The 19,213-nt window shown below is 68.1% G+C and carries 29 protein-coding genes and 1 tRNA gene; 3 read left to right on the top strand and 27 right to left on the bottom strand.

What is annotated here, in order from left to right; translation table 11 throughout:
- Positions 1 to 51: 51 nt before the first annotated feature.
- From HZS54_RS16785 to HZS54_RS16660, 26 genes are all read right to left on the bottom strand, one after another.
- Complete coding sequence (locus HZS54_RS16785; RefSeq protein WP_179918232.1) at positions 52 to 1,722, bottom strand: ABC transporter substrate-binding protein; 1,671 nt, start codon at positions 1,720 to 1,722, stop codon at positions 52 to 54.
- A gap of 183 nt (positions 1,723 to 1,905) precedes the next feature.
- On the bottom strand, positions 1,906 to 3,390 hold the full coding sequence (secY, locus tag HZS54_RS16780) for a preprotein translocase subunit SecY (RefSeq protein ID WP_179918231.1): 1,485 nt from the start codon (positions 3,388 to 3,390) through the stop codon (positions 1,906 to 1,908).
- Between the two features lie 2 nt (positions 3,391 to 3,392).
- Entirely contained in the window at positions 3,393 to 3,890 is a 498-nt protein-coding gene (locus HZS54_RS16775; RefSeq protein ID WP_179918230.1) for an uL15m family ribosomal protein, read from the bottom strand.
- Entirely contained in the window at positions 3,887 to 4,351 is a 465-nt protein-coding gene (rpmD, locus tag HZS54_RS16770) for a 50S ribosomal protein L30 (RefSeq protein WP_179918229.1), read from the bottom strand. Before rpmD ends, HZS54_RS16775 begins: the two co-directional genes overlap by 4 nt.
- Entirely contained in the window at positions 4,351 to 4,983 is a 633-nt protein-coding gene (locus HZS54_RS16765; RefSeq protein WP_179908057.1) for a 30S ribosomal protein S5, read from the bottom strand. Before HZS54_RS16765 ends, rpmD begins: the two co-directional genes overlap by 1 nt.
- Entirely contained in the window at positions 4,980 to 5,540 is a 561-nt protein-coding gene (locus HZS54_RS16760; RefSeq protein ID WP_179918228.1) for a 50S ribosomal protein L18, read from the bottom strand. The genes HZS54_RS16765 and HZS54_RS16760 overlap by 4 nt, the downstream gene beginning before the upstream one ends.
- The gene (locus HZS54_RS16755; protein WP_179918227.1) at positions 5,540 to 5,977 is read right to left on the bottom strand and encodes a 50S ribosomal protein L19e; all 438 of its coding nucleotides are present in this window, start codon (positions 5,975 to 5,977) and stop codon (positions 5,540 to 5,542) included. The genes HZS54_RS16760 and HZS54_RS16755 overlap by 1 nt, the downstream gene beginning before the upstream one ends.
- A complete protein-coding gene (locus HZS54_RS16750; RefSeq protein ID WP_246391675.1) occupies positions 5,970 to 6,821 on the bottom strand; it encodes a 50S ribosomal protein L32e in 852 nt (283 codons plus the stop codon). Before HZS54_RS16750 ends, HZS54_RS16755 begins: the two co-directional genes overlap by 8 nt.
- A complete protein-coding gene (locus HZS54_RS16745; RefSeq protein ID WP_179918226.1) occupies positions 6,821 to 7,357 on the bottom strand; it encodes a 50S ribosomal protein L6 in 537 nt (178 codons plus the stop codon). Before HZS54_RS16745 ends, HZS54_RS16750 begins: the two co-directional genes overlap by 1 nt.
- Before the next feature lie 2 nt (positions 7,358 to 7,359).
- Complete coding sequence (locus HZS54_RS16740; protein WP_179908053.1) at positions 7,360 to 7,752, bottom strand: 30S ribosomal protein S8; 393 nt, start codon at positions 7,750 to 7,752, stop codon at positions 7,360 to 7,362.
- A complete protein-coding gene (locus HZS54_RS16735) occupies positions 7,749 to 7,931 on the bottom strand; it encodes a 30S ribosomal protein S14 (protein ID WP_179908052.1) in 183 nt (60 codons plus the stop codon). The genes HZS54_RS16740 and HZS54_RS16735 overlap by 4 nt, the downstream gene beginning before the upstream one ends.
- A complete protein-coding gene (locus tag HZS54_RS16730; protein ID WP_179918225.1) occupies positions 7,928 to 8,458 on the bottom strand; it encodes a 50S ribosomal protein L5 in 531 nt (176 codons plus the stop codon). Before HZS54_RS16730 ends, HZS54_RS16735 begins: the two co-directional genes overlap by 4 nt.
- Positions 8,455 to 9,222, bottom strand: coding sequence for a 30S ribosomal protein S4e (locus HZS54_RS16725; protein WP_179918224.1), 768 nt, complete (start codon positions 9,220 to 9,222; stop codon positions 8,455 to 8,457). Before HZS54_RS16725 ends, HZS54_RS16730 begins: the two co-directional genes overlap by 4 nt.
- Positions 9,219 to 9,581, bottom strand: coding sequence for a 50S ribosomal protein L24 (gene rplX, locus HZS54_RS16720; protein WP_179918223.1), 363 nt, complete (start codon positions 9,579 to 9,581; stop codon positions 9,219 to 9,221). The genes HZS54_RS16725 and rplX overlap by 4 nt, the downstream gene beginning before the upstream one ends.
- A complete protein-coding gene (locus tag HZS54_RS16715) occupies positions 9,578 to 9,976 on the bottom strand; it encodes a 50S ribosomal protein L14 (protein WP_006884834.1) in 399 nt (132 codons plus the stop codon). Before HZS54_RS16715 ends, rplX begins: the two co-directional genes overlap by 4 nt.
- Positions 9,976 to 10,302 carry a 30S ribosomal protein S17 gene (locus HZS54_RS16710; protein WP_179918222.1) on the bottom strand — a complete coding sequence of 109 codons (327 nt, stop codon included), beginning with the start codon at positions 10,300 to 10,302 and terminating at the stop codon, positions 9,976 to 9,978. The genes HZS54_RS16715 and HZS54_RS16710 overlap by 1 nt, the downstream gene beginning before the upstream one ends.
- Positions 10,293 to 10,634 carry a ribonuclease P protein component 1 gene (locus HZS54_RS16705; protein WP_179918221.1) on the bottom strand — a complete coding sequence of 114 codons (342 nt, stop codon included), beginning with the start codon at positions 10,632 to 10,634 and terminating at the stop codon, positions 10,293 to 10,295. The genes HZS54_RS16710 and HZS54_RS16705 overlap by 10 nt, the downstream gene beginning before the upstream one ends.
- A 2-nt stretch (positions 10,635 to 10,636) precedes the next feature.
- On the bottom strand, positions 10,637 to 10,852 hold the full coding sequence (gene rpmC, locus HZS54_RS16700; protein WP_135363718.1) for a 50S ribosomal protein L29: 216 nt from the start codon (positions 10,850 to 10,852) through the stop codon (positions 10,637 to 10,639).
- Positions 10,849 to 11,832, bottom strand: a complete 984-nt coding sequence (locus HZS54_RS16695) for a 30S ribosomal protein S3 (protein WP_179918220.1) — start codon at positions 11,830 to 11,832, stop codon at positions 10,849 to 10,851. Before HZS54_RS16695 ends, rpmC begins: the two co-directional genes overlap by 4 nt.
- Positions 11,832 to 12,299, bottom strand: a complete 468-nt coding sequence (locus HZS54_RS16690) for a 50S ribosomal protein L22 (protein ID WP_179918219.1) — start codon at positions 12,297 to 12,299, stop codon at positions 11,832 to 11,834. Before HZS54_RS16690 ends, HZS54_RS16695 begins: the two co-directional genes overlap by 1 nt.
- 1 nt (position 12,300) lies before the next feature.
- Positions 12,301 to 12,723 (bottom strand): 30S ribosomal protein S19, encoded by a 423-nt coding sequence (locus tag HZS54_RS16685; protein WP_179918218.1) that lies wholly within the window; start codon positions 12,721 to 12,723, stop codon positions 12,301 to 12,303.
- A complete protein-coding gene (locus HZS54_RS16680) occupies positions 12,723 to 13,442 on the bottom strand; it encodes a 50S ribosomal protein L2 (RefSeq protein WP_179918217.1) in 720 nt (239 codons plus the stop codon). Before HZS54_RS16680 ends, HZS54_RS16685 begins: the two co-directional genes overlap by 1 nt.
- A gap of 2 nt (positions 13,443 to 13,444) precedes the next feature.
- Positions 13,445 to 13,699 carry a 50S ribosomal protein L23 gene (locus HZS54_RS16675; RefSeq protein WP_179918216.1) on the bottom strand — a complete coding sequence of 85 codons (255 nt, stop codon included), beginning with the start codon at positions 13,697 to 13,699 and terminating at the stop codon, positions 13,445 to 13,447.
- Complete coding sequence (gene rpl4p / locus HZS54_RS16670; protein WP_179918215.1) at positions 13,696 to 14,439, bottom strand: 50S ribosomal protein L4; 744 nt, start codon at positions 14,437 to 14,439, stop codon at positions 13,696 to 13,698. The genes HZS54_RS16675 and rpl4p overlap by 4 nt, the downstream gene beginning before the upstream one ends.
- Before the next feature lie 3 nt (positions 14,440 to 14,442).
- The gene (gene rpl3p, locus HZS54_RS16665) at positions 14,443 to 15,492 is read right to left on the bottom strand and encodes a 50S ribosomal protein L3 (RefSeq protein WP_179918214.1); all 1,050 of its coding nucleotides are present in this window, start codon (positions 15,490 to 15,492) and stop codon (positions 14,443 to 14,445) included.
- A gap of 5 nt (positions 15,493 to 15,497) precedes the next feature.
- Entirely contained in the window at positions 15,498 to 16,403 is a 906-nt protein-coding gene (locus HZS54_RS16660) for a putative RNA uridine N3 methyltransferase (protein WP_179918213.1), read from the bottom strand.
- A gap of 656 nt (positions 16,404 to 17,059) precedes the next feature.
- On the opposite strand from HZS54_RS16660, the gene HZS54_RS16655 reads away from it, so the two are divergent.
- Positions 17,060 to 17,130 (top strand) — tRNA-Gly (locus HZS54_RS16655).
- Positions 17,131 to 17,488: 358 nt separating this feature from the next.
- Here HZS54_RS16655 and HZS54_RS16650 read toward each other — a convergent pair.
- On the bottom strand, positions 17,489 to 17,662 hold the full coding sequence (locus HZS54_RS16650) for a hypothetical protein (protein ID WP_179918212.1): 174 nt from the start codon (positions 17,660 to 17,662) through the stop codon (positions 17,489 to 17,491).
- Between the two features lie 181 nt (positions 17,663 to 17,843).
- On the opposite strand from HZS54_RS16650, the gene HZS54_RS16645 reads away from it, so the two are divergent.
- Both HZS54_RS16645 and mch read left to right on the top strand, forming a co-directional pair.
- Positions 17,844 to 18,161 (top strand): MTH1187 family thiamine-binding protein, encoded by a 318-nt coding sequence (locus HZS54_RS16645; RefSeq protein ID WP_179918211.1) that lies wholly within the window; start codon positions 17,844 to 17,846, stop codon positions 18,159 to 18,161.
- A gap of 118 nt (positions 18,162 to 18,279) precedes the next feature.
- Entirely contained in the window at positions 18,280 to 19,212 is a 933-nt protein-coding gene (mch, locus tag HZS54_RS16640; protein WP_179918210.1) for a methenyltetrahydromethanopterin cyclohydrolase, read from the top strand.
- The last annotated feature ends 1 nt before the right edge of the window (position 19,213 follow it).

Here is a 19,213-nt window from a genome sequence, read left to right as displayed (position 1 = left end):
GACGCCACGCTATCGCCTCCGGCCCTCCGCGGGCGTCCACGTCGGCGACATTCAGCTGTCGGTCCCGGTCTCCCCACCGCCCATGCTCTGGGCCTGGTTGATCAGTTCGTCGACCTGCTCGTTCTTGTAGGACGTGAGCGCCCCGTCGGAGGTCAACAGCGGGATGATCGTCTGGCTCGCGTCGAAGGTGGCGTTGCCCCACCCGATGAGGTAAAAGGCCGGCCCCGTCGTGATGTCGCCGTCCAGCAGGGTGTCGGTCAGGTTCCCGAAGTCCCGCTGGTTGACCGACGCCGAGACGTTGTCCAGGTCGTCGATGTAGCCGACGACCGCCTGGGCGATCTCCAGGTCCTTCAGGTACCGCCCGTTCGGCGTGTGCAGCTCGATCTCGGCGCCGGCGTAGCCGCTCTCCTCGACGAGCTCCTGGGCCCGTTCGGGGTCGTACGGGTACGGGTCCAGCTCCGAGTTGTACCCGGTAAAGCCCTCCAGCGTCGGCTGGGAGGTCACGTCCGCGAACCCGGAGAGGACGCTCTCGACGATGCTCTCCATGTCGACCGCGTGGTTCATCGCCCGCCGGAACTGCACGGAGTCGAACGGCTCGCGGTCGTAGATCATCGCGTTGTAGATGATCCGCGTGCTCGCCACGGCGCTGATGTCGGCGTTGTCCGCCTCCTGGACCTGGCTGATGTTCTGGGGCGGGACGTTGACGATCACGTCCGTCTCGCCGCCCAGCAGCTGATTGACGCGCGTGCTCGCCTCGCTCGCCGACGTGATAACCAGCTCGTCGGCCGGCGCTTCGTCCTTCCAGTAGTCCCCGTAGCTCTCGAAGGTGACCGACACGTCCTGCTCGTAGTTGGCCAGCTGGAACGGCCCCGTCCCGTTCATGTTGCTGTTGATGTACGCCGTGTCGTTGTCCTCGACCCACGACTTGTTCATCACGTCGCAGTAGGTCGCGAACAGCGCGAACACGACGGGGTTGATCCCGTCGGACTCGACGACGACGGCGCTGTCCCCGCTGGCGGGCTCGGCGCCGGTCACGCCCGCGAGCTGGTCGGATTGGGAGCTGTCCAGCCCGCCGACATCCGGGTCGACGATCCGGTTGATCGAGAAGGCCACGTCCTCCTTCGTCAGCGAGTCGCCGCTGTGGAACGAGACGCCCGACCGGAGTTCGAACCGCACCCGACCCGGTTCGAGCCGCTCGTAGCCCGTCGCCAGCTCCTGGACGACCTTCCCCTCCCGGTCCCGCGAGAGCAGTCCCTCGTAGGCCTGCAGGACGATGTTGTCCGTCGGCGTCTCGCGGTGGTCGTGGGGGTCCAGCCCCGAGTCCATCGCCGACTGGGTGATCTGCACCGAGCTCTGGTCGCCCGTCGGCTCGATCGCGTAGCCGTCGATACGCTCGTCCCGACGCGCCTCCCAGTTCACGTCCGCGGACTTGCCGTACACCGAGTACTGCCGGTTCAGGTAGATCCACGGCGCCTCCTCGTTGAGGACGCGGTTGGCCCGTTCGAGGTAGCCCACCCGCGTCTCCGGCTCCGGCAGCGGCGTCCCGGTATCGGTTCCCGCGTCGCCGCCGTCGCTGTCGTCGCCTCCGTCACCGTCGCCGCCGTCGCCGCTGTCACCCTCAGTCGGCGTCCCATCCCCGCCCGAACAGCCCGCCACCGCGGCCGCCCCCGCTGCGCTCCCGGCTAGCGTCAGGAAATCCCGTCTGTCGATATCACGTGCCATGTTTCCCCTCGTTGCGTGGGATCCACTAATAAGCTGGGACGATATCGGGGGCCGCGAGGGCCCACACGGGCGGGACCGCACGCCCCCGTCGCGCTCTCCCGTTCCGCCGTCGCCCGGCACCGCCGCTGTCCGGTATCGGGCGTCGAAAAAATGGGGTCGAACGCGGTCGGATCTTCGGCGGTTCTACCCGAACATCTGGCGCATCATGGGGTGCATCTCCATGAGCTGCTCTTCGGCGATCTCCTCGTAGATCTTGTAGGTGATCGAGACCGTCAGCAGCAGCCCGGTCCCGGAGACGTCGCCGATGGTCCCCATCATGTTGGCGAGGACGGCCAGTAGGCCGACCAGCGCGCCGCCGATGACGGTCACCTGCGGGATGTACCGCTCCAGCACCTTCTCGATGACGCTGGTGTTGCGGCGGAAGCCGGGGATCTCCATCCCGGAGTTGTGGATCTGCTGGGCGGTCGCCTCCGGACCCATGTCGGTGGTCTCCACCCAGAAGATGGCGAAGATGGCGCCACCGATGACCATGAACGTCAGGTCGACGCCGACCCGCAGCATGATCTGCCACGGTTCGGCGTTCGTCTGGCCGAGCCACCACATCCACTGTTCGGGGTTCCGGACCGGGGCCATGTAGTAGAACAGGCCGCCGACCGGGTTGGCGACACCGCCCGCCGACTCCTGGTAGGTGCCGAGCCACGCGGGCAGACTCCCCAGCTGGGCGTAGAGGATACGGCCCAGGAACTGGAGGTTGGCCTGCAGCGCGCGGACGAGGATCATCGGCAGGACGCTCGCGTAGATGAGCTTCACGGGGAAGCGACCGCGGGCGCCTTTGACGCGCGTGTTCGAGAGCGGGATCTCCACGCGGACGCTCTCGGCGTAGACGACGACCACGAAGATCATGACCGTCGTGATCATCGCGAGGATGTCACCCTGACCGAAGATGAGCGTCTGCAGTCCGCTCCCGAGGATCGGGCCCACGTCGACGCTACCGGTGACGATACCGATCCACGTGGGGATGAGCCCGATGTTCCCCTCGTTGCCGATGAAGCTCGTCGAGACGAGCCCGCCGATCAGTCGCTGGCTCACGCCGGCGATGATGAACAGACCGATCCCGGAGCCGACGCCCCACTTGGAGATGACCTCGTCCATGTAGAGGATGAGGACACCGCCGACGAAGATCTGGGCGAACATCAGCCACTTCACGCCGAAGACGCCGCCGGGGAACGACTGCGCCAGCGCGTCGCTGGCCGGCAGGAAGCTCCCGGCGAACACCATCGGCAGCCCGGTCAGGCAGATCATCACGAGCACCAGGAACTTCTGGAGCCCCTGGTACAGCACCTGGTCCCGGGGGTTGTTCTGCGTGTCGAGACCGAGCAGGTCGGCACCGCCGAGCAGCTGCAACACGATGCTCGCCGTGACGATGGGCCCGATGCCCAGCTGCATGATCGTGCCCTGTCCGCCGGCGAGGATCGAACGGAACTGGCCGAAGGCGTCCTGGCCCTGGCCGCTCCCGAGGCCGAACAGGAAGACGTTCGTCAGGAAGAAGTACAGCACCAGCACGCCGGCCGTCCAGCCGAGCTTGCGCTTGAAGGGGACGTGCCCCTCCGGTCGCTGGACGGTGGGCATGCGGGTGAGTACCGGTTCGGCGGTGTCCTTCCAGCCCATGTTTATGAGTCGTCTTCTTCGTCAGGTGTATCCTTGTCGGTTTCCTCGGCGCGGGCCTGACCGGCCTCGGTCAGTTCGACCGAACCGCCGGCGTCCTCGACTTTCTCCTCGGCTCCGTCGGAGAACGCGTCGGCGACCAGGTGCAGCTCGTTGCGCACCTGACCGGCGCCGAGCACCTTCACCACGTCGACCTCGTGACCGTCTTCGGCGACGTCACGCGCGTCGATGGCGTAGCCGTCGCCCTCCTCGTCGGCGACGCCCTCGGCCGCCAGCAGCGCGGCGTCCTCGTCGAGTTCGCGGACGTCGACCTCCGCGACGTCGTCCTGGACGTCGTCGGGTCGTTCGAACCCGTGTTTGTCCCACGGGCCGTGGTTGTGCATCTCGTGTTTGCGGCTGCCCGCGTTGCCCCGGCCGCCGCGGTGGCCGGCGCCGCGGCGGTTCTTGTGGGAGCCGCCGCCGTGCGTGCGGGAGCCGCGCTGTCGTTTCTTCTTGGATGTCATCGCATCGCCTCCAGGAGGTCGTCGATGGACTCGGTGTCGTGCTTGCCGAGCTCGCCGCCCTCCTTGGTCGGATGTTTGATGCCGTCGTGGCCGCCGCGGGGCGGGTGCAGGCGCAGCGTCGGCGCCAGCCCCTGCTCGCGCAGCGTCGTCTCCTCGTCGACCAGCGCCTCGGCCAGTTCCTCGACGCTCATGTAGTCGGTGTTGGCGACGACCCACGAGTCGTCGATGTCGGCCTCGCCTTCGAGGGGTTCGCCGCGCCGCTCGACGAGCAGCGCGACCGTCTCGACGCTGGGCTCGCCGTAGGCCACGTAGTCGTTGACCTTCGTGACCATCCCGCGGTAGGCCTCCGTCTCCGGGACCAGGGCGGCGTGGTTCACGTTGTGGACGTTGAGCATCTCCAGCGTGTCCTGGATGTCCGTGTTCATGTTGACCTCGCCGCGGAGCTGAACGAGCGCTTGCATCACTCGATCACCTCGCGCTTCTCCCAGGTCTCCTGGGGGACGCGGGCCTCGGCGGTGTTCTGGAGCGCGTTGAACGTCGCTTTCGCGAAGTTCACCGTCGTGCGCGTGTTGCCCGACGAGCGCGTCCAGATGTCCTCGATGCCCGCGAGTTCGAGCACGTGGCGGACCGTCTCCCCGCCCGCGAGCCCGAGCCCGCGCGGCGCGGGCTGCAGTTCGACCTCGACGCTCCCGGCCTTGCCGGTCGTCCGGAGCGCGACGGTGTGGGCGCGCCCACAGCCACACTCCCAGGACCCGCAGCCGCGGGACACGTCGATGAGGTTGAGTTTCGCGACCTCGATTGCCTTCTGGATCGCACCGCCGACCTGGTCGTCGCGTCCTTCCGCGTAACCGACGAGACCGTCGCGGTTGCCCACGACGACCACGCAGCGGAACTTCACGCGGCGACCGGAGTCGGTCATCCGCTGGACCATGTTGATGTCCAGCACCTCGTCCTCCAGTCCGGGGACGAGCTGGTCGACGATCTCCGGTTCCTTGAGCGGCAGGCCGGAGTTGAGGGCGTCCTGCATCGAGTCGATCTCGCCCTCGGCGACCGCGTTGCCGAGCCGTGTCCGCGGCTCCCAGCCGCTACTCATAGTTCATCCGCCTCCAGCAGTTGTTCTCGCATGTCGTCGAAGTGCTCCGGTAGGTCTGTTGCGTCGAAGTCCCCGCCGTACAGCCCGTCGTCGAGCTGCTCGGCGTACTCGGCGATGTGCTCGCCGCGCGTGCGCGACCAGTCGGCGAGCACGCTGTCGTTGTGGGGAACGTCGAGTCCGGCGTCGATTGCGCCTTCCTGTACTGCGAATACTTTGCTACCCGGTGTCGGGGAGTTGAGGCCGATGTCGAGGACGGCCTCGTCGAGGCCGGCTTCGACCGCGCGCAGCCCCGCGAGGACGCCGGTCAAGTAGGCGGCGGGCATGTTGCCCGTCGGCGCCTCCCAGCCGAACTCCTCGAGGTCGCTCGAGTGCGCGCTCGCGACCGTCTCGTCGCCCTCGGTCCCGGTGGTGATCAGCTGCGCCGTGACGTGCCGGTTGCTCTTTCGAGCGACCAGGCGCGGTTTGCCGGATTTCAGCAGGCGCAACCTCTGATGGTAATCGGTCCGGGCCTCGCGGCGACGCCGCATCGGCACCGTGTAGCGTGGTCCTGTCGCCATTAGTTGTCCTCCAGTGTTCGTTCGATGTCCGCGACGCTGTCGAACTCCCCGCCGCTCGCGCGGTCGTAGAGTTCGCGGTAGCGAGACTTGGAGATCTCGTCCGAGTCGCGCAGCTCGCGGAGCTTCTCGCGCTGTGCGCGGATCTGCGACTGCCACTTCTCTTTCTCGTTCTCGCGGCCGCCCGCGGTCCCCTTCCGGGACCCCTGTCCCTTCTGGTGACCGTAGGCGCGTTTCTCCTGGCGCTCGCGGGCGCGACCGCGCGAGTTGCCCTTCGGCGACTCCGCGCGGATGGCGCCCTCGTCGACGAGTTCGCGGATGTCCTCTCGGGTGATCGCGTCCGCGAGTTCGCCCTGGCGTTCGGGGTCGAGCCAGATCTTGTTCTCGCCGACGTCGAGCACGTCCGACGCCATTCGCTTCTGTGCGCTCAGGTCAGTCATCGACTTCGACCTCCTCGTAGGTGGGGTTGAGGACCTTGATCTGCCGGTCCTCGGCCTCGTCCTCGATGCGCTCGCGCTTGCGACCGCCGACCTTCGAGGCGATGCGGACGGCCTCGGTGTCGCCGTCCACGTCCGCCAGATCGTCGACGTTGTGGACGCGAACCTCCTCGAAGCCAGAGGGGTGCAGGCCGCGCACCGCCGTCGGCGTGCGGAAGCCCGCCTGAACGGTGTCGCCCTTGCCCTTGATGCCGATCCGCTGCTTCGAGAGCGTCCCCCGGGGCTTGCGCCACGAGGTCGAGACGCGCTTTTTCTTGTGGTGGTCCTGCCGGTTGAACTGCGGCATGCTCTTCGTCCGCCGCTCGTTGAGCAGCCGCTCGGTGTTCTCGTCGAGGTCCGGCTCGAAGTCGACCTCGATGCGCGGACGCATCTCGGTCTCGACGTCTTCGGCCGGCTCCTCGGACTCCTCGGCGGCCTCGGTCTCCTCCTCTTCGACCTCCGCCTCGGTCTCCTCGGCGACTTCGAGACCGCCCACGTCGGCCTTGATGCGGGCCGCCAGGGCGTTGCCCACCACGTCGGCGAGCTCCTCCTGACTGGCGCCGCGTACGTCGTCGACGGTGTCGTAGCCGGCGTCTTCGAGGTCCGACGCTCGGGAGGGCCCGACGCCGCTGATGTCCTCCAGCTCCTCGAACTCGTCGTCGGCCTCGGCCTCCGCGGCGAGGTCGTCCTCGCTCTCGGCCGGCTCCGACTCGCCGAGTTCGTCGTCTTCCACCGTGTCCTGCGGGAGCGCCTCCTCGTCGGCGTTGGCGTCCGTCTGGGGTTCCTGTTCGGGGTTGTCGTCTGCCATCAGGCGTCACCTCGGGTCGGCTTCTGTGTGATGTAGACCCCGTCCTGGAAGATGCGGACGTCCTTGTCCGTGACGCGGGTCAGCTGTTCGATGTCCGCGGCCGTCTGGCCGACGGCTTCCACGTCGGGACCGGACAGCGTGATCTGTTCCTCGGAGACCGACACGTCCGTCTCCCCGTGGATCTCGGTGCGGCGCGGCGCGCGCTCGCCGAGGAAGTTCTCGATGACGACTTCCTCGCCCTCGACGTCGACCTGCATCGGGAAGTGAGAGTAGAAGACTTCCATCTCGTACTCCCAGCCCTCGGTGACGCCGTGGAACATGTTCCGAACGTGGCTCTCGAAGGTCCCCAGCGTGGACATCGTCTTCGCGTCGTCCTCGTCGCTCTCGATGACGACCGAGCCGTCCTCGACCGTCACGGAGACGTCGGGGTACCAGAGCCGTCGGGTCACGCTGCCGTTGGGACCCTCGACTGTGAGTTCGAGATGGTCCATCTCGGCGCTCGCCTCGTCTGGAATCTGTAGTTCTGTGCGTGGCATTGTCAGTATACGTACGCGATGACCTGGCCACCGATGCCCTCCTCGCGGGCCTCGTAGTGGCTCATGATCCCGTGGCTGGTCGTGACGACGAGCGTCCCGTAGTCACGGGCGGGGAGGAACCGCTTCTCCCACTTCTCGAACTCGTCGGCGCCCGCGGAGTAGCGGGGCAGGACCGGGCCACATTCGTTGATCGCTCCTTTCAGTTCGACCTCGAACTGACCGGCTTTGCCGTCGTCGACGAACTCGAAGCCGTCGATGTACCCGCGGTCGTAGAAGACCTCGAGCACGCTGCCGATCTCGTTCGAGGCGGGTGATACCTCGTGGTCGAGATGCCCGACGCTCTCGGCGTTGTCGATGCCCGAGAGCGCGTTGGCGAGTGGGTCGTTTCCTGTCATGAGTACTTCCTGAATCCCATGCTTCGCGAGATCTCTCGGAAGCACTGGCGGCACAGCCAGATGTCGTACTTGCCGACCAGTCCCTGCTCGCGCCCGCAGCGCTGACAGGACTCCAGCTGGCCGGTCCGCTTTGCTACCTGCTCGCCGGTTTCGGGCTCGTCTGTCTCGCTCTCGCTCATTCGCTCACCTCCACGTCGAACGCCCCTTCGACGAACGCGACCGCGTCCGCCACGTCCAGCCGGTGGCTCGACGGGATCTGTCGGGACGCCTTGTCTCGCTTCGATACGCGGTAGCCCGGCCGAACCAGGTTGACCGTCACGTCCAGCCCGTAGATGCCGGTGTTCGGGTCGTACTCCTGGCTCGGGAAGTCGGTGTGTTCCTCGACGCCGAAACTGAAGTTGCCGGTGTCGTCGAACTGCGACTCCGAGAGGTCGGTCAGGCCGAGCGCGGTCTCGAGGAACTCCTCCGCGTCCTCGTCGCGCAGCGTGACCTTCGCCCCGATCGGGTCGCCCTGGCGGACGCCGAACTCGCCGACGGTCGCCTGGGCCTGGGTGCGGACGGGCTGTTGCCCGGCCACGTTCTCCAGGATCTCCTCGGCGTCCGCGAGTTCGCGACCGCCCTCGCCGACGCCCATGTGGACGACGACCTTCTCGACGCGCGGTTCGCGCATCTCGTGGAACCCTGAATCGGCGCTCTCCGAGCTCATTCGTCGTCACCTCCTTCCTCGACGTCGGCCGCGGCCTCCTCGGTCACGTCCTCGGGGCCCTCGCCCTCGTCGTCGGTGAAGTTCTCGTCGATGACGACGACGTACTCCTCGACCGTCTCGAAGCCGTCGGCGCCGTCCTGGGAGACGATGACGTTGTTGGAGGCGCTGCCGGGCGTGACCTGGATGGTCTCGACCGTGCCGACCTCGCCCGCGTGGGCGCCGTCGACGGCCGTCACCAGCGCGCCCTCCTCGTACTCGAAGTGAGCGACGATCTCGCCGTCGTCGTTCGAGACGACCACGGAGTCGCCGCCGTCGTAGGGGGCGCCCTCGTCGACGGTCAGCGTCTGTCCGTCGTGCAGCGTCAGCTGCACGTCGCCGCCGGGGACGTGTTGCTTGTTCACGATCTTGCCGAGCGTCGAGTCCGCCGCGTCCTCGTCGATCGGGGTCAGCGCGAGCCGACCGCCGTCGCCGGGGAACACGCGGTAGTACTCGTCGCGCTCGACGAACGCCAGGATGTCGAACATCCCGACCGGACGCTCCTCGTCGGAGACGGCCTTGCCGTTGATCAGGACGCTGTCCTGGTCGAGGGCGTAGCGCGCCTCCTTGCGGGTGTCCGCGTAGCCGAGCACGTCCCGCAGGACGATGAGCAGGGGAACCCCCGCCTCGCCGTGGGGGCCGGCGTCGGCCTTGACGGTGAACGTCTCGGTCTTGCGCTCGATCGGCCAGCTGTTCGGCACCGAGAGTCGCTTCTGATGTTTCGTCATGCGCTGTCCTCCTCCGATTCGAGACGCTCCTGGCGCAGGTCGTCCTCGAGTGTCAGGTCCGTGACCCGCAGGTTCGAGGCGTCGACCGGACGGGGAACCTCCTCGCCGTCCGCCGCCTCGACCGTCACGTCCTCGACGCGCACCGCGGTCTCGGAGAGGTCCACGTCGACGACCTCGCCGGTCTCGCCGGCGAAGTCGCCGCGCAGCACCTCGACCGTGTCGCCCTCGTTGACGCGCACGTTGCGCTGGCCGTACTCCTCGCGGAGGTCGTCCGCGAGCGTCGCACGGACCTTCTCGTGGCGCTCGTGCAGCGGCGCCGAAGCGTCGTCGTTCCGCTGTTTGCGTGGTTGCTTGCTCATACTATCATCGTCGCCGTCGAGGCGACCGATCCGAATCGCTCCGCGACCTCGCGGGCGATGGGTCCTTTCAGTTCGGTACCGCGGGGGTCCTCGTTGTCGTCGACGACGACCGCCGCGTTGTCCTCGAACTTCACGCGGGTGCCGTCCGGGCGGCGGATCGGCTTGCGCTGGCGGACGACGACCGCCTCCAGCACCTGCCGCCGCATCTCCGGGGTCCCCTTCGTGACCGAGACGGTGATCTTGTCACCGATACCCGCCTTCGGATGGCGGTTCTTCGCTCCCGAGTAGCCGGCGATGGAGATGACCTTCAGTTCGCGTGCGCCGGTGTTGTCGGCGCAGTTGATCAGCGAGCCCTTCTCCAGGCCCTGGGTCACGTCTGCCTTCATCGCCTCCATCAGTCGTCACCTCCCGCGCGGGAAACGACCACGTGGCTCTTCGTCTTCGAGAGCGGTCGACACTCCGCTATCGTCACTGTCTCGCCCTCGTCGATGTCGAGGCACTCCGGTGCGTGGGCCGGAACACGGCTCCGCCGTTTCATCAGGCGGTCGTATTTCGGCACCGGCACGTCGTACTCTCGCTCGACGACGACGGTCTTGTCCATGTCGGTCGACGCGACTGTGCCCTCGATCGTCTGCCCGCGGACACTCAGCGTGCCGTGGAACGGGCAGTTATCGTCGTCACAGGCCGCGTCGGGTTCTTGTACGTTCAATCCTAGCGCCATTTGCTATCACCAGATTTCTCCGTTCGTCGTGCAGGCCGTGCGACCAGCCTGCGCCCTTCGACGGTCACGACCTCTCCGGCCGAGGCGTCGCCCGCCTCCGTCGGAAGCGTGAACTCGAAGGTGGTCCCCGCCTTGGGGACCGTCGCCACCCGAGTCGCTCGCTCGCCGGCCGTCCGGCCGGAGGGCTGGTCGCCCCGCTCGATCCCGAGGGTGTTCGTCGTCTCCGCGACGACGCGACCCTCGATGTCGAGCAGGTCGGGGTTGTCGCCCGCGCGGACGCGAGCGGCCAGCCCGACCAGTTCGTGTCTCGTGAGCGTCTCGGGTGTCAGCATCGTTACTCGGACTCCTCGAGGTCGCCTTCTTCCCGCTGAACCGTCTTGATCCGCGCGATGGCCTTGCGGAGCTCCTTGATTCGACCCGGGTTCTCCGGGGCGCCGCCCGCGGCCTTGACGGCGCGGTCGTTCAGGAGTTCCGTCTCCAGCTCCTCCAGCTCCGCCTCGCGCTCGGCGGGCGTCATGTCGCGGATCTCCTCGGTGTAGAGGACGGTCATTCGTCGTCACCCTCCTCGTCGGCGTCGTCGGCTTCGGAGTCCTCGTCGGCCCCGTCGGCCTCCGAGTCCTCCTCGGCGTCCTCCATCTCCTCGACGAGGTCCTCGGCTTCAGCCTCGGTCTCCTCGTCGAGCTCCTCGTCGACGGCCTCGTCGAGGCCTTCGAGTTCCTCGTCGATCTCCTCGTCGTCGGGCACGTCAACGTCGTCGAACTCCTCGGTCTCCTCGGCGGCCTCCTCGATGACCTCCTCGTCGACCTCGGGCTCGGCCGACTCGTCGTCGGCCTCGGCCTCGGTCACCGGTTCGGCGTCGCCCTCGTCGGGCTCGCCTTCGAGGAGCTCCTCGACGGACTCGTCGTCGACGTCCTCGACGTAGTCCTCGACTTCCATGTCCTCGTAGACCTCGAAGTCGTCGGGCAGCTCGGCGTCCGGCGGGATGATCTTCACCTGCACGCCGATGGTGCCGAGCTTCATGACCGCGGTACCGATACCGTGGTCGACGATGTTCTCGGCGGGCTCGCCGTTGTGCTTGATGTACCCGCGGTTGAACTTCTCCACGCGCGAGCGGGCGCCCGTGACCTTCCCGGAGAGGACGATCTCGGCGCCCTTCGCGCCGGACTCCATGATCCGGTCGATCGTGGTGTGACCGGCCTTGCGGAAGTACCAGCCGCGTTCGAGGGCGTTGGCCAGGCGGTCGGCGACGATCCGGGCGTTCAGGTCCGGCTCGTCGACCTCCTGGACGTCGACCTGCGGGTCCTCGAGGTCGAAGCGCTCCTCGAGCTCCGTCGTGATCTTGCGGATGTTCTTCCCGCCCTTGCCGATGACCATGCCGGGCTTCTCGGCTTTCAGGACGATCTGGGTGCCCATCGGGGTCTTGGCGACCTCCATGCCGCCGTAGCCCGCGCGGCCCAGTTCGTCGCCGAAGAACTCGTCGATCTGGGTCCGCTGGAGGCCGTCCTCGATGAACTGCTGTTCGTCGGCCATCAGTTCTCACCCTCCGGCTCTTCGAGGATCAGTTCGACGTCGACCTGCGGGGAGTTCCAGGGGGACGCCCGCCCCATCGCGCGGGGCTTGCGGCCCTGGGACTCGCCGACCTTGTGGGCGGCGACGTGCATGATCTCCATGTTCTCGCCGTCGAAGCCCTGCTCGTCGGCGTTGCCGACCGCGTTCTCGAGCAGGTCGAGGAAGCCCTTGCTGGCCTTCTCGGGGTAGCGACCGGCGTCCCAGCCGTCGATGTCGTTTCGATGACCGACGCCCGAGTTGTGCTGGCGGAACGGCACCGACTGCTCCTCGTCGATGACCGCCTGCAGGTACTCGACGGCGTCGCCGGCCGTCTTGCCCTTGATCTCGCGGGCGATGGCCTTGCTGTGCTTGTGGCTCATCTGACGCTCCCGAAGCATCGCTTTCGCCGTGGTCTCCGGGTCGGCGTCGACTGAGTAGCTGATTCCCATGTTATTTGAGCGGTACGAACTTCGAGGAGCGCGTGGCCCCGATGCCGGCCTGGCCGTGCTCGACGGAGTTCCGTGTCAGCTGGAACTCGCCGAGGTAGTGACCGAGCATCTCCGGCTCGACCTTCACTCGCTCGAAGCTCTGCCCGGTGTAGACGGCGAAGGTCAGCCCGACCATCTCCGGCACGATCGGCATGTCGCGCAGATGCGTGCGGATCGGGTCGTTGGCCGTCTCCTCCTCGCCGGCCTCGCGGGCCTCGTCGAGCAGCTTCTCCTTCTCCACGGAGAGGCCGCGCGTGATACTTCGCCGCTGTCGAGCGGGCAGCAGTTCCGCGACGTCCTCCAGGCTCATGTCCTGCAGCTCGTCGAGCGTGTGACCACGGTAGGTGAAGTCACCTTCGTGGCCGATCTGGTATTCCGAACTCATCAGTTACCACCTCGGCCGGTGCGGCGCGAGGAGATGTCGCCCACCTTCCGGCCCGGCGGGGCGTCCCGCGAGACGGACTTGGGCTTGCCGGGGTGCTGGCGACCGCCCCCACCGAAGGGGTGGTCGACGGCGTTCATCGCGACACCACGAACGGTCGGGTACTTCGACCCTCGCGATTTCATCTTGTGGTGTTTGTTGCCGGCCTTGACGAACGGCTTCTCCGTGCGGCCACCGCCGGCCACGACGCCGATCGTCGCGCGGCACTCGGGGTCGAGACGCTTCGTCTCGCCCGACGGCAGCGTGACGACCGCCACGTTGCGGTCGTGGGTGAGCAGCTGGGCGTTGACGCCCGACGCGCGGGCGAACTTCCCGCCGTCGCCGGGGTTGGCCTCGACGTTGCACACCTGGATACCTTCCGGGATCTCCGCCAGCGGGAGCGTGTTCCCGGGCGCGATCTCGGCGCTGACGCCGACCTGAATGTGGTCGCCGACGCCAACGCCCTCGGGCGCGAGGACGAGACGCTGGTCGCCGTCCTCGAACTCGATGGCCGCGACGGGCGCGGAGCGGGCCGGGTCGTGTTCGATGTCCACGACCGTCCCGCCGATCACGTCGCCGTCCTCGACCGTCCGGTGCGACAGCTCCGCCTTGTAGCGGTGCGACGGCGCCCGGAACGTCGAGGTGCCGCGACCGCGTCGTTGTCCCTGGATTCGTCGTCCCATGGTCAGAACACCCCGATCCGCGAGGCCACGTCCTCGGCCTCGTCGTCTTCCGAGAGCTTGACGTACGCCTTCTTCTCGCCGTCGGGCTGGACCTGCGTCGTCACGTCCACGACGGTGACGTCGAACTGCTCGGAGACCGCGTCCGCGATCTCCGGCTTGCTCGCGTCGCCGGCGACGACGAACTGGAGCTTGTTCTGGAAGTCCAGGTCGTCCATCGCCTTCTCCGTCATGTTCGGGTACTTGATGACCGAGTTCATCGCTCGGCCACCTCCGCGACTGCGGACTCGGTCCAGACCGTCAGGCGGCCGGCGTCGCCGCCGGGCGCCAGGTCCTCCGCGTTGACCTCGCGTGCGGTCGTCACGTCCGCGCCCGCGAGGTTGCGAGCGGCCGTCGAGGGCTCCTCGCTCGTCACGAAGAGGATCGACGTCGCGCGCTGGTACTTGCGCCCGCGGGTCGTCCCGCGGCCGGCGCGAACCGTCGCCTCGTCGGCGCGCTCGATGTCGGCGTCGACCCCGAGCGCTTCGAGGGTTTCGACGACGTCCTGGGTCTTGACCAGGTCCTCGAAGTCGTCGGAGACGACGAGCGGGAGCTCCGCGTCGTCGTCGAAGTTGTGGCCGCGCTCGGCGACGACTTCCGCGTCCGTCGTGGCCGCGACGGCCGAGCGGACGGCGAGCTTCTTCTCCTTCGTGTTGATGTCGAGCCCGCGGTCTTTCTCCTCTTTCGGCGGGTGCGCGCGGCGACCGCCGACGGTCTGGGGCACGCGCGCCCCCTGACCGTTCTCCCGGGGGACGTGGGCCATGCCGCGGCCGCTCCCCTGGGACTCGGCGGGCGTTCGCATCCCGGCGTAGTCGTCGGCTCCGTAGTCCTGCTTCCGGTTGGCCTGCGCGGCGAGGACGGCCCGGCGGATCACGTCCGGCCGGAGGTCCGTCTCGAAGACGTCGGGGAGCTCGACGCTCCCGTCGTCGTCGCCGTTCAGGTCGCGTACTGTTGCTTCCATCTGTTAGTCCTCCTGTGTGGTCGCGGCGGTCCCGCGCCCGCCCTGGTTGGACTGGGTGGAGACGTACCGGACCTCGGGGTCGAGGCGCGGCTGGTCGTTCGGGCGGACCGCCGGCCGGAAGCGCACGACGCGCTGGTCCGGACCGGGGACCGAGCCCTTGACGAGCGTGTACGGCCCGTCGACCTCGCCGTAGTTGACGAAGCCGCCCTCGACGGTGGCGTCGGTGCCCTCGCCGATGTCGATGAGGCGCTTGTTCAGCTCGGTGCGCTGGTGGTAGCCGGTCTGCCCCTGCTGGGGGACCGTCGAGCGCACGCGCGAGGGGTTCCACGGGCCGAGGTTGCCGATGCGTCGGCGCCAGCCCTGACGGGCGTGTTTGCCCTTCCGCTTCTGGACGCCCCAGCGCTTGACGGGACCCTGGGTCCCTTTCCCTTTGGTGACCGCGGCCACGTCGGCGTACTCGCCGGCGCGGAACACGTCGGTCATCGAGTGCTCGCCGCCGTCGGCGACGAGATCGAGGCCGAAGTCGAGACGGTCGGAGAGCGAGCCGCCGCCGACTCGGGTCTCCATCACGTCGGGCTTCTTGCGCGGGACGCCGGCGATACCGGTGGGGACGGTGTGCGTGATGACGCGCACGTCGCCCAGGTCGCCGGCCTCGTGTGCTTGTCGGATCTCTTCCTCTGCGGCGTCAGCGTCGTGGTCCTCCGGTACGTCGAGGGTCCGGTCGAGCTCACCGTGGAACTCGTCGGCCCACACTTCCGTGAGGGGACGCTGGCCGTACGGCGTGTCTTCGTAGGCTCGGAGCGCGACCGCGCGCATCGGCGGCGTCTCGATAACCGTCACGGGGACGGTCTCCTCCATCCCCTCGCGGGGGGAGTCGGGCTCGTCGTTGATCAGCACGACGTGTGTCATGCCGGCCTTGTAGCCGGCGAAGCCCTGGAGACCCGGCTGGCCGTCGTCGTCGGGCCAGCTGTTGAACCGCGGGGTCTCACTCGCCGCTCGCGTACGCGGGCCGAAGCCCAGCGAGCCTTTGCGTGGTCTGTTCGTTCCTGGCATTTGTCTTACCTCGTCAGCCTGAGGGGCGCGAGCGTCGCGAACACCGCTTCCTCCGTTCGCACGACCTCGCTTCCCTGGTCCGGAACCGTATTGAGCCAGAGGTCGAACCTGTCGTCGCCTGTCTCCGCCGCGACGGTGTCCGGGTCCTCGCCGAGGATGGGGGGCAGCCCCCGTTCCGGCGCGCCGAAGGCGACCGTCAGGTCACCTGCGGGCGCCGCCTCGGAGTCGGATGCGTCAGATTCGTCGGATCCGCCCGTCTCGGCACCGGCGCCATCGCCGCCACGAAGCCGTTCGACCAGCTGGTCGAGCTTCGTGACGGTCAGCTCCTCGCCGTAGCGAGAGGCCGCGATGGTCAGCCCGGCGTCCGGACGCGCGAGTGCGTCGTCGATATCGGTCGAGTCGACGACGAACCCTGCCGCGGGCTCGTCGACGAGCTTCGCCCGAACCGGTCGTCGCGAAGAGACCCTGACGGAGACGCGCTCCCCCTCCCCGACCTCCATTCCGGAGGGCACGGGGAGCGAGACTGGGTGTTGCAGGCCGCAATTGACCCGTACGCGTCCATCAGCACCGACCTCGGTCACGATTCCCTGTCTTAACGACCCCGATTCGTCCGAACCGGAGCCGGTCCATGAGCGGGTGCGAAGCGCCGGCAGGACGCCCGCGTACTCTAGTTCGCCCCGCCTGTCCCATACCTCCTTTCGGAGGTAGGGGGGTGTGGCGGCGTACCGCAGCACCGTTTCGACGAACCCGGCACCTCTCTTCTCGACCCCGTCGGGGTCGGGATAGACCGTCAGGCGGTCCACCCGGAAGACAGTGGCCGCGCGGGCCACGTAACCTACTTTGCGAGTCGCCTCGCGTTTGTCTTCGGCTTCCCGGGTGAGGGATGCCGGCACGAGCACGCTGGTCGTCATGCCGTGACGCTTCCGCGCCGCGCCACTAGACTGTAGCGATACATCCCCAGCCCACCCTTAAAAAAAGCGCGCTTCACGCGCGCTGGAGAGACGGCTTCACATGGCCACCGTTCACACATACGCCGCTCGAAGCCCTTCGATACTCACCGGCTGGTCGCCGGTTGGCGTCGAGGTAGATATCGCCGCGATCGGCAGCCGAGGGCGGCGACGGTCGAGCGCCGACCGACAGCGTCCCGGTCCGGATCCTTTCCCGCGACGGACGCCCACGCGCGGGGAGAAGTCAGACGCGTGGCGAGCCGCGCCGGGGTCGCGTGCCGGGGCCGCGCGGTCGTCTAGTCGTGGCTCGGTATCGTCTCGTCGCAGACCGGGCAGCTACCGCGCCCCTGCCCGGCGTCGAGGTCGTTCGGCTGGCCTGTCCACCCGCAGACTGGACACTGAACTGGATCGCCCGGCATAACGCGTACGAACACGTGCTGCCGGCCGGAAAAGCGTGGCGTCGGTCGGCCGTCGATGGGGCCGTTCACTCGTCACGGATCGACAGGGGGCGCGCCGATATCGCCCGCCGGCTCGGTCGTTTCGGAAGTCTTTTATCCCTCTCCGCCAGTCGATTATGATGTGAGGCGCGCCGGGCCGACCGGTGGACGCCGAACGTGCATGCGACGGTGGTGTAGTGGTATCACAGGACCCTGCCACGGTCCTAACGCGAGTTCAAATCTCGCCCGTCGCACTTCTTCCGCGAACCACTCCGCGAGCGACCGCTTTGCGTGTCGCTCGCATCCGTGAGCGGCTGTGTGCGGGAGAGAGATTCGAAGTAGGCCAGTCGCGCGCAGCGAGTGGAACGGGCGAGCACGTCTGGACGTAGTTCAAATCTCGCCCGTCGCACTCCTTCCGCGAACCACTCCGCGAGCGACCGCTTTGCGTGTCGCTCGCATCCGGTAGGGACGGACATCGCCCTCGTCTCCCCTCGCCGATGCGGAGCCTCCGCTCCGGTGGGTTCCTCCAGAAAGTACGGCCCCGCGACGCGAAACGGTCGCAGTTAATCGCCGCTTTCCGGCGCGCGGAGCGCCGGGGGGTCGGGAACTGACTCAGTCCGCGGGCTGGGTAGCGCGCGCGTCCCGTCGGATCTCCGCCTTTCGGTCTTCGATGGCGCCTTCGAGCGCGGCGCGCAGGTCGACGCCGGTCGCCTCGTCCAGCGCCTGCTGCAGTTTCGCGATCGTCTCGTCCTCCTCGTAGGAGGGCGAATCCGGTAAGCCCGTCATACTCTACGGACTCCTGAGTTCGGTACTTAACCTTTCGGTCCGAATCTCTCCTTTGAGAACCTCGCAACCAGTGGGCAGACAGTTCGTCCCGGGGCCCCGAGCGCGCCGAACCGGGCGGCCCCCCAGAGCGAGCGCCCACACCGGCGGAGCACCTTTGGCTCGCGCGGTCGTAGGCGCGGCCATGACAGTCATCGGGTTCCTGAGCGTCGCACCGGTCGTCGAGGGGAGCATGTCCGGGGAGGTCGCGAAGGCGGTCGCGGCGCTCGACGAGTTCGACGTGGGCTACGAGACGACGCCGATGGGGACGATAATCGAGGCCGACGACTCGGCGGAGCTGTTCGCGGCGGCCGGCGCGGCCCACGAGGCGGTCGACGCCGACCGCGTGAGCACGTTCCTCAAGGTCGACGACAAGCGCACGGTCGACCAGGCCGCGAGCGAGAAGGTCGACGCCGTCGAGGAGCATCTGGGGCGCGAGGCCAGGCGGGAGCGCACCGAGTGAGGCGAGGCGGCCCGGTCGACGACGCGGTCCGGGCGGGCGGAGATTCAGGCGGGCGGAGGACCGGGCGACCGCGACGGCGAACCGAAGACCGAAGGTCCGGCGGCGTGGATGGCGGTGTATGGAGAGTCTCAACCGGACCGCGACGGACCTTGTCGACGAGGCACTGGACTTCGCCGACGAGCTGAACGTCGCGGCCCACCAGCTGGACAGCGAGGCGCTGGTCGTCGACTTCGGGGTCGACGTGCCGGGCGGCGTCGAGGCGGGGATGATGCTCGCGGAGATACAGACGGCCGGACTGGCGACCGTCCAGAGCAGCCTGGAGGAGGTCGCGGGCGCGCCGCTGACCCACGTCGAACTGTCGACCGACCACCCGGCGATGGCGCTGCTGTGCTCGCAGAAGGCGGGCTGGGAGCTCAGCGTCGACGGCTTCGAGGGGCTCGGCAGCGGCCCCGCACGCGCGCTCGTCGCCGAGGAGGACGAGTTCCAGCGCGTCGGCTATCGCGACGACTTCGAGTTCGCCGTCCTCGCGATCGAGACGGAGACGGTCCCGGACGAGGCCGTGATCGAGCACGTCGCCGAGCGCGCGGGCGTCGCCGAGAGCGGCGTGTTCGTCCAGGCGTTCTCGACCGCCAGCCTCACCGGCAGCGTCGCGATGGCCGCCCGCGCGGCCGAACTGGCCGCCTTCCGGCTCTCGGAGCTGGGCTACGACCCGCTGGACATCCTCTCGGTGACGGGGTCGGCGCCGGTCGCGCCCGTCGCCGACGACGAGGAGACGGCCATCGCGCGGACGAACGACGCGCTGGCCTACGGCGGCCAGGCCCACCTCGTCGTCGACGAACCGTTCGACCGCTTCGACGAGGTGCCCTCGACCGCGACCGCCGAGTACGACACGCCCTTTGCCGAGATCTTCGCCGACGCCGACTGGGACTTCCTCGAGGTGCCCGAGTCCGTCTTCGCGCCCGCGCAGGTGACGATCGACGTGGTCGGCGGCGACACGCACGTCCTCGGCGACGTGAACGACGAGCGCCTCGCGGAGAGCTTCGGCCTCTAGC

The sequence above is a fragment of the Halosimplex pelagicum genome, from assembly GCF_013415905.1.
Lineage (GTDB): Archaea > Halobacteriota > Halobacteria > Halobacteriales > Haloarculaceae > Halosimplex > Halosimplex pelagicum.
This window is presented reverse-complemented; position numbering and strand designations above follow the sequence as displayed.

Excerpts from the sequence above, each read along its gene's own strand:
- HZS54_RS16710 (WP_179918222.1), bottom strand. The coding sequence starts at position 10,302 with ATGGCGCTAGGATTGAACGTACAAGAACCCGACGCGGCCTGTGACGAC.
- HZS54_RS16715 (WP_006884834.1), bottom strand. The coding sequence starts at position 9,976 with ATGGAGGCGATGAAGGCAGACGTGACCCAGGGCCTGGAGAAGGGCTCG.
- HZS54_RS16785 (WP_179918232.1), bottom strand. The coding sequence starts at position 1,722 with ATGGCACGTGATATCGACAGACGGGATTTCCTGACGCTAGCCGGGAGC.
- HZS54_RS16760 (WP_179918228.1), bottom strand. The coding sequence starts at position 5,540 with ATGGCGACAGGACCACGCTACACGGTGCCGATGCGGCGTCGCCGCGAG.
- secY (WP_179918231.1), bottom strand. The coding sequence starts at position 3,390 with ATGGGCTGGAAGGACACCGCCGAACCGGTACTCACCCGCATGCCCACC.
- rpl4p (WP_179918215.1), bottom strand. The coding sequence starts at position 14,439 with ATGGAAGCAACAGTACGCGACCTGAACGGCGACGACGACGGGAGCGTC.
- HZS54_RS16725 (WP_179918224.1), bottom strand. The coding sequence starts at position 9,222 with ATGACGAAACATCAGAAGCGACTCTCGGTGCCGAACAGCTGGCCGATC.
- HZS54_RS16675 (WP_179918216.1), bottom strand. The coding sequence starts at position 13,699 with ATGAACTCGGTCATCAAGTACCCGAACATGACGGAGAAGGCGATGGAC.
- HZS54_RS16730 (WP_179918225.1), bottom strand. The coding sequence starts at position 8,458 with ATGAGCTCGGAGAGCGCCGATTCAGGGTTCCACGAGATGCGCGAACCG.
- rpmC (WP_135363718.1), bottom strand. The coding sequence starts at position 10,852 with ATGACCGTCCTCTACACCGAGGAGATCCGCGACATGACGCCCGCCGAG.
- HZS54_RS16765 (WP_179908057.1), bottom strand. The coding sequence starts at position 4,983 with ATGAGTAGCGGCTGGGAGCCGCGGACACGGCTCGGCAACGCGGTCGCC.
- HZS54_RS16750 (WP_246391675.1), bottom strand. The coding sequence starts at position 6,821 with ATGGCAGACGACAACCCCGAACAGGAACCCCAGACGGACGCCAACGCC.
- rplX (WP_179918223.1), bottom strand. The coding sequence starts at position 9,581 with ATGAGCAAGCAACCACGCAAACAGCGGAACGACGACGCTTCGGCGCCG.
- HZS54_RS16745 (WP_179918226.1), bottom strand. The coding sequence starts at position 7,357 with ATGCCACGCACAGAACTACAGATTCCAGACGAGGCGAGCGCCGAGATG.
- HZS54_RS16755 (WP_179918227.1), bottom strand. The coding sequence starts at position 5,977 with ATGACTGACCTGAGCGCACAGAAGCGAATGGCGTCGGACGTGCTCGAC.
- HZS54_RS16685 (WP_179918218.1), bottom strand. The coding sequence starts at position 12,723 with ATGAGTTCGGAATACCAGATCGGCCACGAAGGTGACTTCACCTACCGT.
- mch (WP_179918210.1), top strand. The coding sequence starts at position 18,280 with ATGGAGAGTCTCAACCGGACCGCGACGGACCTTGTCGACGAGGCACTG.
- HZS54_RS16705 (WP_179918221.1), bottom strand. The coding sequence starts at position 10,634 with ATGCTGACACCCGAGACGCTCACGAGACACGAACTGGTCGGGCTGGCC.
- HZS54_RS16680 (WP_179918217.1), bottom strand. The coding sequence starts at position 13,442 with ATGGGACGACGAATCCAGGGACAACGACGCGGTCGCGGCACCTCGACG.
- HZS54_RS16740 (WP_179908053.1), bottom strand. The coding sequence starts at position 7,752 with ATGACAGGAAACGACCCACTCGCCAACGCGCTCTCGGGCATCGACAAC.
- rpl3p (WP_179918214.1), bottom strand. The coding sequence starts at position 15,492 with ATGCCAGGAACGAACAGACCACGCAAAGGCTCGCTGGGCTTCGGCCCG.
- HZS54_RS16690 (WP_179918219.1), bottom strand. The coding sequence starts at position 12,299 with ATGGGAATCAGCTACTCAGTCGACGCCGACCCGGAGACCACGGCGAAA.
- HZS54_RS16650 (WP_179918212.1), bottom strand. The coding sequence starts at position 17,662 with ATGACGGGCTTACCGGATTCGCCCTCCTACGAGGAGGACGAGACGATC.
- HZS54_RS16645 (WP_179918211.1), top strand. The coding sequence starts at position 17,844 with ATGACAGTCATCGGGTTCCTGAGCGTCGCACCGGTCGTCGAGGGGAGC.
- rpmD (WP_179918229.1), bottom strand. The coding sequence starts at position 4,351 with ATGCAAGCGCTCGTTCAGCTCCGCGGCGAGGTCAACATGAACACGGAC.
- HZS54_RS16660 (WP_179918213.1), bottom strand. The coding sequence starts at position 16,403 with ATGACGACCAGCGTGCTCGTGCCGGCATCCCTCACCCGGGAAGCCGAA.
- HZS54_RS16735 (WP_179908052.1), bottom strand. The coding sequence starts at position 7,931 with ATGAGCGAGAGCGAGACAGACGAGCCCGAAACCGGCGAGCAGGTAGCA.
- HZS54_RS16695 (WP_179918220.1), bottom strand. The coding sequence starts at position 11,832 with ATGGCCGACGAACAGCAGTTCATCGAGGACGGCCTCCAGCGGACCCAG.
- HZS54_RS16775 (WP_179918230.1), bottom strand. The coding sequence starts at position 3,890 with ATGACATCCAAGAAGAAACGACAGCGCGGCTCCCGCACGCACGGCGGC.